A 13,802-nucleotide genomic window follows, 5' to 3' on the forward strand; every position below is an offset into this window, starting at 1 on the left:
CCGTCACCAGCGGTAGGAAAGCGAGCCATAGATCGCCCGGCCGTTGCCATAGTTGCAGAAATTGTTGGAAAGGCAGGTGACGTAGGACTTGTCGAAAAGGTTGTTGACGGTGACCTTGGCCGTCAGACCTTCCAGCGTCGGCGCCTTCTTGCCGAAATCATAGCTGATTGCGGCATCGAACAGCGTATATCCGGGAACATCCAGCGCTTGTGCCGTCGCGCTGTAGACGTTCGGGGCATAACCGCCGACGGTCTTGCCGACATACCGTACGCCGCCGCCGATTTTCAGCCCTTCCAGCGTACCGTCGTTGAAGGTGTAGTCCGTCCACAGCGAGGCGGTATAGTCGGGAATACCGATCGGATAATCGCCGACATCGGCCCCCAGGCCTTTGACGACTTCCGCCTTGGTGTAGCTGAAGGCGCCGGTCAGGTTGACGCTGTCCGTCACCGCCACCTTGGCTTCGAACTCGACGCCGCGCGAACGCTGCTCGCCGGTTTGATAGCTGGTCATCGGGTTGAGGGAGGTCACCACGTCCTGCTGGGTGATGTCGAAATAGGCAAGCGTGAACAGGCCGTCGAAGCCGGTCGGCTGGTATTTGATGCCGATCTCCTTCTGGTCCGCCGTGGTCGGCTTGAAAGCGTTGCCGTTGGCATCCGTGCCGCTCACCGGCAGGAAGGAGGTGGAATAACTCAGATAGGGCGCCAACCCGTTGTCGAAATTGTAGATCAGCCCCAGCTTGCCGCTGAAGGCATCATCCTCCTGGGTGCGCGATGTGCCGGTCAGATGATTGTCGGTGGTTGTGCGGACAGTATCGTACCGGCCACCGGCGACAAGGGTCCAGTTGTCGATTTCGATCTGGTCCTGCAGGTAGAAACCGGCCTGGCCCAGGCTCTGCGTCTGGTTGGTGATGCGCGCCAGGGTCAGGTTCGTCGCCACGCCGCGCACAGGATTGAGGAAATCGATGGAGGGTGCTGCGCCATAGTCGCGGAGCTGGTCCCAGTCGGAATACTGATAGTCGAACCCGAACAGCGCCGTGTGCTGGAAACGGCCGGTATCGAATTCGGCCTGCAGCTGCAGGTCCGAGGTCACGCCGCGCAGCGTTTCGTCCGTCCCCAGCCCGTAGCGGGTTATCGTATGGCCGTCGGCGGCCATCCCCTGGGTTCCGATTGCCTTCGTCACGGTCGAATGATCGAGGTAGCGCAGATTGTGCCGCACGCTCCATGTTTCGTTGAAGCGGTGCTCGAACTGGTATCCGATCGTCGCCTGCTTTCGATCGAATTCGCTATAAGCAGGATCGCCGTCGTTGAACGAGCGGGGGATCATGCCGACCGGATTGTACCAGAGGCTGCCGAGTGTCGGCAGGACGCCGTAGAACCCGCCCTCCGGATCGCTCTGGTAGCTGCCGCTGACGGTGAGCGTGGTGTCGCTATCCGGCGCCCAGGTAAACGACGGGGCGATATAGAGGCGCTCCTCCTCCGTATCGAGGACCTGCGTGTCGGATTTCCTGCCGAGGCCGACCAGCCGGTAGAGCAGGCTGCGGTCCTCGTTGACCGGACCGGTGAAATCGAAGCCGAGCTGCAAACGGTCATGGCTGCCGTAGAGCAGCTCGATTTCCCGCCGCGCCTCCTCGCTCGGGGCTTTCGAAACCGTATTGATCATGCCGCCGGGATTGACGCCGCCATAGAGCGTCGATGACGGTCCTTTCAGGAATTCCAGCCGTTCGAGGCCATAGGTTTCGATTTGCGGGATCGCATAACCGCCGCCCCGCAGCATGCGGAGACCGTCGAGATACTGGTTGGAATCGGTCGGCGAGCCGAAACCGCGAATATAGGGCAGGTCGTAGCGCGAAGCGGAACCGCGGACCTCGGCGGCAACGCCGGCCGAATAACGCAGCGCCTGCGTCAGGCTCTGGGCACCCTGCGCCGACGCCTGCTCCTTGGTGATGACGCTGACGGATTGCGGCGTGCGGATGAGAGGCGTGTTCGTCTTCGTGCCGGTGCCGCTGTTGCGGGCGACATAACCGACGACGGGACCGAGCCGGTCGGTCTTTCCTTCGACGATGATCGGCGCCAGGGCGGTGGCGTCGCCGTTCGCGCCGCCCGGTATCGCCGAGGTCGTGCCGTTGATCGTCACCGTATTGCCGCTGACCTTGTAGAACAGGTCTGACCCCTGCAGAAGCTGGGCCAGGGCTTCGCCGCGCGTCATCGTTCCCCTGGCGCCGGGCGAGGTCTTCCCGCGCACCAGCCCGGCATCGAAAAAGAGCTGCAGGCCGGTCTCGCTGGAAAAGCGCATCAGGGCGGAAGACAGCGATTGCGCCGGGATATCGTAGGACGCCGTCCGCTCCACCGGGGCGGCACCGCCGGTCTGGCCGGCGGCGGGCAATGCCTGCAGGGTCAGCGCCGTCGACACCAGCAACCCCCAGACAAATCCCCGTTTGCGGGAGCCGATCCCTTCTGCCGCCATTTCGCACCCAGCGATAACCGTCGTTTCGCTTGCCCGCATTCGTCCCGTCCCCATATGTCCAGTCCCGCATCATGCGGGATCGTTGTCATCCAAGAGGGATCCCCGATTTCGTCCCTCGCATGGTTAGACACCCGGCGTGAGCGAACGAATGATCGCGGCAACGAATTTTTTGAAATTTCTCAGCGACGGGAAACGATCGCCACGAAGCCGGCGGCGTCCACCACCCGGACCGGCAGCGTTTCGGCGATGACGGCGAGCGCGCCGTTCGCCTCCTTCGTATCGAAGATCGCGGTGACGGGAATATCGCCCACCGTATCGTCCATCAGGATGATCTTGCCGCGCCGATACCGCTCCAGCTCTCTCAGCACGCGCCGCAGCGGCACGTCCTCGAAAACGATCCTGTCGCGCCGCCAGGCCTGGACCGCCTCGACGTCGATCGGCCGCGGCGACGTGGCGCCCCGCGGATCGTAGCTGACCTGCCACCCTTCCTCGACGGTGACGGGCACGGAACCGGACGGGGTGACGCGCACGGAATGCTCGATGACCGTCACCGTCACGTCCCGTTCACTGAACTTGACATCGAACCGCGTCCCCAATGCCTGGATGGTCCCTGCCGCCGCCTCGACGACGAAAGGACGCGCGGTATCGGCGGCGACGGTGAAGAATGCCTGGCCCCGGTGGAGGATCAGGCGGCGCTCGCCATCCGTGTAGAGGACCGACAGCGCCGAATAGCTGCCCAGTTCGACGGCACTGCCATCGGGCAGGGCAAAGGCGCGCCGCTCGCCGATATCGGTGACATGATCGGCAAGAAGCCCCGCCGGCAAGGCCCAGTAACCGCCGGCGGCGGCAAGCGCGGCAAGGCCGCCGAGAACGACGCTCCGCCGGCTGAGCGCCCGGGAGCGGCGAAGCCGCTGATATTCCGGCTTGACGATCTCGAAACGGTCCCAGAGCTGCTCGGCCCGCTCGTAGGCGTCGGCATGGGCCGGGCTTGCGGAGATCCATTCGGCAAAACGCGCCCTTTCGCTCGCCGACACCTGATCGTCCTGCATGCGGGCAAGCCATTCCAGCGCTTCGATGAACAGGGGATCGGTATCGTCGTCTTTCATGGGCTCCAGCGCAGCATCTCACCGTTCGGTTCCGTCATAGGCGACCGTCCATACTGTTAAAGACACTTCGCAACGGGTAATCAATGATCGAGAGGCAATGCTTCAGCGCAGCGCGCGGTCGAGATCGACCATTGCGTTCACGATCGAGCTGATGACCGTGTTGCGCGAGATCCCCATGCGCTCGGCAATCTCGTCATAAGACAGGTCCTCGATCCTGTTGAGGACGAAGGCCTCGCGACGGCGGGGAGGAAGCGAGGCGATCGCCTCCAGGAGGCGGCGCAACTCGCTGCGATAGAGCGCGATCGCCTCCGGCGTCGGCTGGCCGTCGGCAACATGCTCGACGTCGGAACCGGCGATTTCCACGGCCGATCTGCGCTTCATGTCTCGCAGGTGGTTCAGCGCCAGGTTGCGGGCGGCCATGCGGGCATAGGCCGGGCTTGGCGGCAGATCGTGGCGATGAAGCTTCGCGATCATGTTGGCGAAAGCCTGCTGGACAACATCCTCCGCCGTAATGGAATTGCCGACTATGCGCCTGACCAGGGAGCGAAGGCGACCGTGCTCGGCTTCATACAGCTTTTCGATGTCCAACAAGCGCGCAGCCATCTGCCGGTCGCCCCTTCAACGGTTTCGTTCCATTCCGAGCCAATTTGTCTACGTCGATCGAAAGTTGCCCGCAATCATCCAGTTTTCATTGGGAAATCCTGCGCGGGCAATTAAACAGGTAAATTATAGTCAAGTTTATCAATAAAAACACGAGCTTGTGATCGGACCTGGCGTTGTCTGGCTTGATGCGGCGTACGGAGCCGAAAAATCGCGCTTTTCGGACGCCGTGTCATAAATACAACATCAGGTCAGCGACCTCTTTTGCCGGAACGAGACGTGGTTCCATCGGCCATGCTTGAGAGGATCGCGCACATATCAAAGTCATGACACCGATCCTCGGAAGTTGTGCTGGCAGCCGGTTCTAGTTGCATGGATAACGGCGCAGCCCGGAGGCTCCGCTTCCGGAGCCTTTTGGCCGAAGGCTTTCCCGCCGCGATGTAGCAACGTCTGGATGTTTGGCCCCGGCAACGCACCGGGTCCGGGCTTGCCTCGCTCGCTGAGCAACCCCATATCCTCCAGCGCTTCAAAATGCACGCAGCCGCGGATGCTGCGCCGCCCTCCGGTCAGCGCTATCGCATGCAAGGGAATCCGCCCGCTGCCCTCATGTTCACCGTCAAGGCCTGCTCCTCCCAAGATCCATTTCCCCAAATCTTGGCGGCGGCATCACTGCCCTGTTCCTCTGGAAAGGTCGATGATCGAGACTGCATAAATTTGACATTACTCTGCAAGTTTATACGGTCGGGCTCTTGTCGGCAGGCCGCGCAGGATGCCGTATCGACCGTTTTCCGCATGAGCCAGCCCGATGACCACCTCAGCGGCTGACATTCACGACGACCTCACGTCGGTGTACCTGCGCCACCGGAAAATGTTGCGCACTGCGCTCAAACGGCGGCTCGGCTCGCATGATCCCCGGCAGCGACAGTCACTGGACGGTTCATTGCGGCTTATCTTCAAGCACAGAACGCGTCGCCTCGAACACGAGATCCGGGAGCACTTCAAATGTGTAGGGGCCGTGAGCCCGCTCCCATTTTTGATGATAGTCACGGCCCCATGGGCCAATGTTGACAACTGGAAAACTCAGAGCGTCATCCGCACCCGCGTCGGAATAGGCAGCCGCTGGTGTGTTGTTGGCCACGAGACGAGCCTGCGCTGAATCCTGCCGAGCACCAAGGAAACTCATGTCGGAGATACCGGCGAATATATGTCGGTCCCTGATCGTGGTGTCGTATCGGTCTTCGATCATCGGTACGATCGCACGGACAGCACGATGAAAGTTGTTGCCAGCTTGCCTTTGCTGTTCGAGATGAACAAGTGGATAGTGCAGGCTCCCGAAACCGATGACGACGGCAGGTCCTTCAATGTCCGCTTCTTTCACCATGGCGGCGACGATTGAGCGCGTCGTCTCAAGCGGATTGTCGTTCAGTGGAGGCGCTGCTTCATATGTTTCGATGCGCCGGGCCACATCGGGGTCGCCCTTGGCCAGAATATGATCGCGCAACTCGGCATAGGTCAGAATGCGCGCAGCGGCAGTGGGCGCCTCAACGCCTGCTTTCCTACCGTTCCGGATCTGGCGCTCGATCGCAGCATCTGCAGCATTCGCGACTTGTTGTTTGAAGTCGTTCAGCAGTTCGAGTGCGGTGCGGCGATGGGTAAGCCAGTTGAAGGCGATCCAGACCCTGTCGGGCGTGGTAACATCGTAAGAATCCCTGAGGTCCTTGACCTCAAGGCAAACGGGCGCCGGTGACATTTCGCCGAAGGCTTCGTCACGCAAATCTGCATTGGTATCGATCGTACGGACAATTTCGGATGCTATCAGATGGGCGCTGACGCCGTCGAAGGGGTAACCGGCATGGGTCGGCTTGCCTATGACGAAGGCGAACGGCAGAAATTTGCCGATCGAACCCAGATAAATGGCGCGGCCATCCACCCCGTCGCCTTCGCAACTCGACGCATCGAGGTTGATCGCTCCTGCGATGTCGAGATCGAAACGACGAGCGATGTCCGGCAACGCATCACGGAAGCTTCGCATACCGCGTGAACCGTTCTCCTCGTCAGGCGTGGCAACGAAAAGGATATTGCCCTCGGGCGCTTCCAAGGCTGCGAAACGCTCCATCGCAGCTATGCCGGCGGCAAGACCACTCTTCATGTCGAGCAGACCACGCCCGGGAACAAAGTTTCCGCTGCGCAAATCCGCGAGCGTCTTTTCCTCCGAGGCGCTGCGGGGGCGACCTGACAGCTCTTCGATCAATGCCGCGCACAATGGATCCGGATCGCAAGCGAGCGACGACAACGAGCCGTAGTTCGAAATCGATACGGTATCGAAATGTCCCGCAAGGACGATTGTTCGTCGTCCGGTCCCGCGCACGAGAGCGACAACATTCGAAACGGTTGGATCGCCGTGGCTTGGAACAAGGAAAAGCTGGCTGCCACGGCTTTGGAAATAGGGTGTGCTGCCGAGAAACTGGTGGAGCCTCTGCGAAAAAGCGGCCTCATCACGGGTTCCCGTGACGCTTGGCCACGATGTCAGTTGATATGCCACTTCCCGCGCCCGGCTGGCGGACAACCTTGCACCAACAGATATGTCGTTCGTCATTTTACACTCCAGGGATTTTAGATACGACAGTTGTCAAGAAGTCTGAGGGGACACCCATCTACGCCGTAACAGGATGCAGGTGCCAAGGTATATCTGTTTGGAGCGTGGAACTGAATTGGGTTGGCACCGCAGAATCTGATATGGGTGTGCATAGGTAACGCGACGAACCAGGGAGAGAGGCAATGGTGCTCAAAACCGACACTCGACAGGCGAACTGGCGTCGTGCCAATCCTGCGAAATACGATGCCCACCTTGCCGTGCAACGAGCGTTGAAGTCAGGCACGCTCGAAAAGCAATCCTGCGAGGTTTGCGGGCAAGAATCTGTTGACGCTCATCACGAGCAGTATGACCAGCCCCTCAGAGTACGCTGGCTATGCCGCCTCCATCACACTCGGCTGCACCATTACGGCGAGGACATGTTTCCTGTACGGAACACTCGTTAGAGAAGCCAGAAGCCCGCAGGCAATCGTTGCCTCCCGCCTGAGGAAGGTTTGCGATCGTGGATGCCTGGCGCAGGTCGGTGTTAGGCCGCCCAGTCGCCGAGATTGTTGCGCGGCTCGCTCCCGGCATGGAAGACGCCGACGTGCAGCCGCTCCGGGATGTGAGGACCATCGGCAATGACCAGCAGCCTGCATGTGAGCTTGCCCGATGAAATGCGCGCCTTCGTCGATATGCGCGCGAACGGGAAGAACCAGTACGCGACGCCGAGCGAATATGTGCGCGCGCTGATCCGCGAGGACATGGCGCGCGAAGAGGACCGGCTCTATGCGGTTCGCCCCTGCTGCGAGCCGAGCAGGAATTCCGTCGCGGAGAAATGCTTCCCCTCTCCGCGCTGGATGAAATCGACGCGGAACTCGACAAAGAGCTGCGATAGTGGCTCCCCGTATCCTTATCCTGCCGACGGCCATGGAGAACTATCGTCTGGCGGTGCGGGAGACGGAGCGGAAATTGTCGCCGCAACAGGCAAAGGCTTATGGCCGCCGACTTCGGCAAGGCTTCGAGGAGACCCCCGCGGTCCATGCGCGCGTCCGCAACAGAAAAGACGAGCGCGTCGGCACATCCTTGTTCCGGCTCCACAAAATCGAGTACCATTATGCCGCCTATATCGTCGTGGACGAGACAACCTTCGTCATTGCCGCCGTCCTGCACGAGTGGATGGACATACCGGCGCAGTTGCTCACGGTCGAGCGATTGATCGAGCTGAACGAAGCGAGTTGCGGTAACGGCAACCGGTGTGTCGGCACGCCCGTGGCTCAGCCCTTTGCGGCCGTCGTGCAAAGCGTCGCCCGGTGTGCTTCGATCCAGATCATCCAGTGGTGATCGGCTGAAACCAATGCCAGTCGCGACCAGCCGACGGGCGAGCCGGGTATACCCTTGATATGACCGACGACATGCGCGAGGTCGGCAAGTTTGCCGGCAAAGATGCCGTAGCGGCAATCGTCGAATGCGACGAGGGAGCTTTGGCTGTTCAGCGTCGCCTCGAACCAGAGAACGACGCTGCAATCGGAGCCGCGGGTATGGGCGAGTTGTACAAGGGTAGCGGCAATCGCCTCCCCTTCGTCAGGCAGCCTGGTGTCTGCAACGACCGAGCCGCCCCAATTCGGCAACATCGTCTCAACGGCGCGGCTGGTCGCAGTTTCCGCTGCCGTATCCAATGTGTATGCGTAATTGGAGGCACGCTCGCGCAGAACGGCATGCAGCGGCTCCAGCATCCTCGACCGCTCCACCAAGACGGCGGCTGAGGCCTTGTCGCGCAGTTTCCGCTGCAGCGGGGTCAGATGCGTCATGTCTCGGCGATCGGACATCAAGCATCTCCGATTGGGAATGGGGCCATCCTAATGCATGCCGCGCAAAACTGCGCCACGGTTTGCGAGAACCACATGCCGAAGACCGTGACGGCAGAAAAGGACGGCACGTGAGGCCGAGGATGGATGCGTAATTTTGTCGTCTGTTAAGTCGGGCGGGAACCCGCGTCTTTTCAGGCGCAGGTCCTCTGCATGCTGCCGTTAGTTGCAGATGCGAACCCGCTCGTAATAGACATCGCCATACTCATCATACCGGCGAACCTTCTTCCACCAGCACTGTTCTTCCTGGTAATAGTTCTTCTTCCTGTAGTTCTTGCGGCGATGGCCGTAATAATGATCGACAGGAACGACATAATCATCCACCGCGAGGGAACGATGGGTACCCACGGCTAGATTTATCGGGGATGCATCCACCATAGGCGTGAATCCGGTGATAAAAAATACTGACATTGTTGCAGCGACGATGAATCTTCTCATTTTCCTTCTCCCAAATAGACATTATCAAGTGAAAAATTCACGTATTGCACTCTATACGTTTCTTTTCGCTCGTATATTTCATCTTCCAACATTTAAGCTACTGCGAAATTACACTGGCGCAAATTCTAGTCCTAGGCAATTGGAAATGTGATTCCGGATAATAGATTTTCAGCGTCCACCAGGATTCCCGTCACGGGAAGAACCAAGTTTGGCCTTGCATATGCTGGAACTGGAAAACCTGCCGCGGTTACGGGCATGTTGCGCAGGTCGAACCGGCCGCCGCGTCCCCCGCAAACTTTTGACTGCATGGGGCAATTCCAGCAAGGTGCGCAACGGCTTTGCCGGATTTTTCTGGCGGCGGCCAGGGAGAGGGTTGCCATTTCAAGGGAGGATTTTATGAAACGTTTCGAAGGCAAGGTGGTGATCGTCACCGGCGCCGGTGCCGGCATGGGCGAGGCGACCGCGCGGCGATTTTCGGCGGAGGGTGCCGCCGTCGTGCTGGTCGATGTCGAGGAAGGACGTCTGCAGGTGATCGCCAGGGAACTGGACCCCGCCCGTACGCTGGTGCGCACGGCCGATGTTTCGGTGTCGCAGTCGATCGAAGCCGTGGTGGCGGCGGCCGTGGAAACATTCGGACGGCTCGACGTCATGGTCAACAATGCCGGCGTACACGATGCCGGCCAGCCGGACGAGATCACCGACGAACGGTGGCGCCGGGTGATGAGCGTCGATGCCGACGGCGTGTTTTACGGTTGCCGTGCCGCCATTCCGCATCTGGAAAAGACGAAGGGCTGCATCGTCAACAATGCCTCCGTTTCCGGCACCGGCGGCGACTGGGGCATGAGCGCCTACAACGCCGCCAAGGGCGCCGTCGTGAACCTGACGCGGGCCCTGGCGCTCGATCTCGGCAAGCGCGGCATTCGCGTCAATTCCGTCTGCCCCAGCCTGACGCGCACGGCGATGACGGAGGAAATGCTGGAGAACAAGGCGCTGGTGGCAAAATTTCGCGAACGCATTCCGCTCGGCCGCGTCTGCGAGCCGGAAGAGGTGGCCGCGGTCATCGCTTTCCTGGCGAGCGACGACGCGAGTTTCGTCACCGGCACGAACATCGCCGTCGATGGCGGCGTTTCGGCATCGAACGGCCAGCCATCGGGCTGATTTGACACCGGCCGGCAACGGTCACCCTTGAAACGGCGCGACAGTCAACCGCCGGCCCGGAAGGTGCTTCTCTCACCCGCCGGGCCGGCGGTCTCCTGCAGGGAATTCTACTCGATTGCAGCAGGCGTCTCGGTTTCCGTGCCGGCTGCCCGCCCCGTCTTCAAAACGGTCCCGTCCTTCAAATCCGACTTTTCCGTCACGATGCTGGCAGTGGTCATCGTCCGGTCGATATCGGCCGAGGCTGTCGTCCTGGTGTGGCCGATGCAGTCGGCAAGCGCACCGGTCGCCGAAAGTCCAAGGACGGCGGCGACTACAAGCAATGTCTTCATCGTCTGTCTCCTTTTCGCTGTCGTTGCACCGCAAGGGTAATACCGGGGCGGCGTATCCCCTAATCACGATTTGGCGATGGGTCCGGCACGCCGGACCGGGCCTATGCATAAGACCGGCTTCCGGCGGCAGCGTCTCGTCGCAGACACCCCCCTTTCCCCGGAGCGAAAAAATGCTCCATCTTTTTGTTTTCGCGCCGTCCCGGATACAAAACCGCTTCGCACTTCTGCCGGAGTTGCTCTAAGCTGCGAAGAGGGGCTGGCCGTATCTTCTCCTCCGAAACCGACGGCAGCATGGATGGAATGACACGGCAGAGACGCAGGCGGATCATCGCGGCACGGCGCACCGGGACCGGGCTTGCCCTGGTGGCAGCCATTTCTTTCGTCGCCGGCATGACCGACGCGGTCGGCGTCATCATGTCGGGCGACTTCGTGTCCTTCATGACCGGCAATACGACCCGCGCCGCGATTGCGCTCGGCAACGGCAACCTGCACCATGCACTGGTGCTTTTCCTGGCGATCGCCACCTTCGTCGCCGGCAATGCGCTCGGCGTCGTCGTGGCGTATTCGGCGCCGCGGCCGATCTTTGCCGTGCTCGCCGGGGTCAGCATGGTGCTGGCGGTCGCCTCGACGGTGCGGGCGCCGGATCTGGCGCTTCTGCAGTTCCTGCTGATCGTGCTCGGCATGGGCATGGTCAATGCCACCGTCGAACAGGTCGGCGGCCTGCCGATCGGCCTGACCTATGTGACCGGGGCGCTGTCGCGGTTCGGGCGCGGCATCGGCCGGTTCCTGATGGGCGACAGGCGCCTCGACTGGACGATCCAGATCATCCCCTGGCTCGGCATGATCGCCGGCGCCATCGCCGGCGCGCTGCTCGGCGGCTGGCTGCAATCGGATGCCCTGTGGATCGTGGCCGTCGTGACGATGGCCGCCGCCCTTGTCTCGCGGCTGATCCCGCGCCGCCTGCAAACGCGCTTCGGGCACCAGGCCGCGCAACGGCCACAGCCGGTGCAGCAACGGCGCTGATGCGTCTCGCGCAAGTCCACGTGGCGGTTATCAAGCGCGGCTCACCGGCCGCAAAGGCCGGCTACATCCCAAAAATGCTCTGCCGGCCGGGAAGGATGGTCATTCCCCTTTAAGAAGAATCTGCTACCAGAAAGAAGAGGGCGAGCCCGCTCGGTTGCGAGCTTCGCAGTTTCGAGGGGCGGACCATGAGCTTTACGGAAACCACCACCACATCCTGGCTGTCGCGCATGAAAGGCGCCGTCGGCCGGATCTTCTTCGGCATCATCCTGGTGATCGCCACCACCGTCCTGCTGTTCTGGAACGAGGGCCGGGCGATCAAGACCTACCGCGCCCTGGTCGAGGGCGCCGGCCTGGTCGTTTCGGTCGACAGCGCCAGCGTCGACAGCGCCAATGACGGCAAGCTCGTGCACATTTCCGGCCTTGTGAAGCCGCTCGCCACCCCGCAGGACGATACCTACGGCATCGCCGCGGAAAACGCCCTGCGCGTCGTCCGCGAGGTCGAGATGTATCAGTGGGTGGAAAAGAGCGAATCGAAGACAGAAAAAAACGTCGGTGGCAGCGAACAGACGACCACGACCTATACCTACTCGAAGCAATGGCGGACCGACACGGTCGATTCCAGCGATTTCAAGCAGCCGGGCGGCCATGAAAATCCGTCGCGGCCGATCGACGGCGAAACCTTCACCGTCGAAAAGGCCGCTGTCGGCGCCTTCACCCTCGACGGCAGCGATGTGGCCGCTTTGGGCTCCTCCAAGCGTATTCCGCTGGGTCAAGAACAGGCGAACACCTTCCAGACCTCGCTCGGCATGAACGTCCGCCCGCAGAACGGCGAACTCTATGCCGGCAGCAACCCGAGTTCGCCGGCGATCGGCGACCTGCGCATCCGCTACGAGCGGGTCGATCTTTCCGAGGCAAGCTTCGTCGGCGGCCAGCACGGCGATAGGCTGAGCGGTTTCACCGTCAGCAATGGCCGCGAGATCTTCCTGAGTGCCGCCGGCAGGCAGAGTGCCGCGGAGATGTTTGAAACCGCGCAGACGGAAAACAACATCATCACCTGGATCGTGCGCGTCGCCGGCCTGCTCGGCATGTTCATCGGCTTTGCCTGCTTCCTCTCGATCTTCGGTGTCATCGGCGATGTCATCCCCTTCGTCGGCTCGATCGTCAGCTTCGGAACGACGCTGCTGGCAGCGGTCGCCACGCTGATCCTCGGACCGATCGTCATCGCCATCGGCTGGATCGCCTACCGGCCGATCCTGGCGATCTCCATCATCGTCGGCGGCCTCGTCATCGCCTTCCTGTTCATCCGCCTGCGCCGCAAGCAGCCGCAAACGGCGCCGCTCGGCCGCCCGGCGACCTGAGCGCGGATACCGTAAGCAGGGCGGCAAGCATGGCGCCCTGCGGCAGGATAGGGTAACGAGACCTGTTTCGTTGCCTACCTGTCCAAGGGAAACCTGCTTTGTTTCTATTGTCGAAATTGTTCTGGCTGTTCGCGCAGCCCTTGTCGCTTGCGTTTTTGCTGATCGCGTTCAGCCTGCTGGCCGGCCTGTTCGGCTGGCGCAAGCTGCGCGGCCTGTCGGCTTTCCTGGCGGCGCTCATCCTGTTCGTCACCCTGTTCACCAGCAGCGGCACCGTCCTGCTGCAGGAACTCGAAGCGCGGTTTCCACGGCCGCAGGAGCCGGCGGCGGCAAGCTGTATGATCGTGCTCGGCGGCGGCTTCGAGACCGAGGTGACGACGGGACGGGGCGGATACGAACTCAACCAGGCGGGCGACCGTTTTACGGAAATGCTGCGGCTGGCGCTGGTCCATCCGCAGGCGCGCATCCTCGTCTCCGGCGGCGACGGTTCGCTCAGCGGCCGCTACGAGGGCGACGCCGCGGTTTCGGAGCGCTTCCTCCAGGCCTTCGGCGTCAATCCGGCCCGGCTCGTCAAGGAAGACGCCTCCCGCACCACCTTCGAGAACGTGACCAATACCAAGGCCTTGCTGGAGCAAAACGGCCTCTCCGATTGCCTGCTGATCACCTCGGCCTTCCACATGCCGCGCGCCATCGGCCTGTTCCGCAAGGCCGGCATACCGGTGATCCCGTGGCCTGCGGACTACCGTACCAGCGGCGACGTCAAGCTCGGCTTCGACTTCACGCAGCCGTCGCTCAACGCCCAGCAGACGACGACGGCGACGCGGGAATGGATCGGCCTTCTCGCCTATTACCTGACGGGCCGCACCGATACGCTCTATCCCGGCTGACGC

General features: G+C 61.6%; 14 protein-coding genes. 6 read left to right on the plus strand and 8 right to left on the minus strand.

What is annotated here, in order from left to right; genetic code table 11:
- Positions 1-3: 3 nt before the first annotated feature.
- The 4 genes from DEM27_RS12585 to DEM27_RS12600 all read right to left on the minus strand — a co-directional run bounded on the left by DEM27_RS12585 (position 4) and on the right by DEM27_RS12600 (position 6,765).
- Positions 4-2,463, minus strand: coding sequence for a TonB-dependent siderophore receptor (locus DEM27_RS12585; protein WP_165823411.1), 2,460 nt, complete (start codon positions 2,461-2,463; stop codon positions 4-6).
- Between the two features lie 179 nt (positions 2,464-2,642).
- The gene (locus DEM27_RS12590; protein WP_109458573.1) at positions 2,643-3,569 is read right to left on the minus strand and encodes a FecR family protein; all 927 of its coding nucleotides are present in this window, start codon (positions 3,567-3,569) and stop codon (positions 2,643-2,645) included.
- Positions 3,570-3,671: 102 nt separating this feature from the next.
- Positions 3,672-4,142 (minus strand): RNA polymerase sigma factor, encoded by a 471-nt coding sequence (locus DEM27_RS12595; RefSeq protein WP_245445817.1) that lies wholly within the window; start codon positions 4,140-4,142, stop codon positions 3,672-3,674.
- Between the two features lie 964 nt (positions 4,143-5,106).
- The gene (locus DEM27_RS12600; protein ID WP_109458575.1) at positions 5,107-6,765 is read right to left on the minus strand and encodes a M20/M25/M40 family metallo-hydrolase; all 1,659 of its coding nucleotides are present in this window, start codon (positions 6,763-6,765) and stop codon (positions 5,107-5,109) included.
- Positions 6,766-6,950: 185 nt separating this feature from the next.
- Between DEM27_RS12600 and DEM27_RS12605 the strand changes: the two genes are divergently transcribed.
- Positions 6,951-7,208: a hypothetical protein gene (locus tag DEM27_RS12605; protein WP_109458673.1), complete on the plus strand. Its 258-nt coding sequence runs from the start codon at positions 6,951-6,953 to the stop codon at positions 7,206-7,208.
- A gap of 80 nt (positions 7,209-7,288) precedes the next feature.
- On the opposite strand, the gene DEM27_RS34355 is transcribed toward DEM27_RS12605, so the two are convergent.
- Positions 7,289-7,507 (minus strand): hypothetical protein, encoded by a 219-nt coding sequence (locus DEM27_RS34355; protein ID WP_205908897.1) that lies wholly within the window; start codon positions 7,505-7,507, stop codon positions 7,289-7,291.
- Positions 7,508-7,638: 131 nt separating this feature from the next.
- Between DEM27_RS34355 and DEM27_RS12615 the strand changes: the two genes are divergently transcribed.
- Complete coding sequence (locus DEM27_RS12615; protein ID WP_109458576.1) at positions 7,639-8,085, plus strand: type II toxin-antitoxin system RelE/ParE family toxin; 447 nt, start codon at positions 7,639-7,641, stop codon at positions 8,083-8,085.
- On the opposite strand, the gene DEM27_RS33590 is transcribed toward DEM27_RS12615, so the two are convergent.
- Positions 8,019-8,570 (minus strand): hypothetical protein, encoded by a 552-nt coding sequence (locus DEM27_RS33590; RefSeq protein WP_128755496.1) that lies wholly within the window; start codon positions 8,568-8,570, stop codon positions 8,019-8,021. The two genes, DEM27_RS12615 and DEM27_RS33590, sit on opposite strands and share 67 nt — an antisense overlap.
- Before the next feature lie 201 nt (positions 8,571-8,771).
- Positions 8,772-8,957 (minus strand): hypothetical protein, encoded by a 186-nt coding sequence (locus DEM27_RS12625; protein ID WP_128755497.1) that lies wholly within the window; start codon positions 8,955-8,957, stop codon positions 8,772-8,774.
- 486 nt (positions 8,958-9,443) lie between these two features.
- Between DEM27_RS12625 and budC the strand changes: the two genes are divergently transcribed.
- The gene (gene budC, locus DEM27_RS12630; protein ID WP_109458579.1) at positions 9,444-10,205 is read left to right on the plus strand and encodes a meso-2,3-butanediol dehydrogenase; all 762 of its coding nucleotides are present in this window, start codon (positions 9,444-9,446) and stop codon (positions 10,203-10,205) included.
- 107 nt (positions 10,206-10,312) lie between these two features.
- Here budC and DEM27_RS12635 read toward each other — a convergent pair whose 3' ends face one another.
- Positions 10,313-10,534 carry a hypothetical protein gene (locus DEM27_RS12635; protein ID WP_109458580.1) on the minus strand — a complete coding sequence of 74 codons (222 nt, stop codon included), beginning with the start codon at positions 10,532-10,534 and terminating at the stop codon, positions 10,313-10,315.
- Between the two features lie 300 nt (positions 10,535-10,834).
- Here DEM27_RS12635 and DEM27_RS12640 point away from each other — a divergent pair, with 300 nt between their 5' ends.
- The 3 genes from DEM27_RS12640 to DEM27_RS12650 all read left to right on the plus strand — a co-directional run bounded on the left by DEM27_RS12640 (position 10,835) and on the right by DEM27_RS12650 (position 13,799).
- On the plus strand, positions 10,835-11,557 hold the full coding sequence (locus tag DEM27_RS12640; RefSeq protein ID WP_109458581.1) for a YoaK family protein: 723 nt from the start codon (positions 10,835-10,837) through the stop codon (positions 11,555-11,557).
- Between the two features lie 185 nt (positions 11,558-11,742).
- The gene (locus DEM27_RS12645) at positions 11,743-12,915 is read left to right on the plus strand and encodes a TMEM43 family protein (RefSeq protein WP_109458582.1); all 1,173 of its coding nucleotides are present in this window, start codon (positions 11,743-11,745) and stop codon (positions 12,913-12,915) included.
- Between the two features lie 98 nt (positions 12,916-13,013).
- A complete protein-coding gene (locus tag DEM27_RS12650; RefSeq protein ID WP_109458583.1) occupies positions 13,014-13,799 on the plus strand; it encodes a YdcF family protein in 786 nt (261 codons plus the stop codon).
- The last annotated feature ends 3 nt before the right edge of the window (positions 13,800-13,802 follow it).

Source organism: Rhizobium album, from assembly GCF_003122325.1.
GTDB lineage: Bacteria > Pseudomonadota > Alphaproteobacteria > Rhizobiales > Rhizobiaceae > Metarhizobium > Metarhizobium album.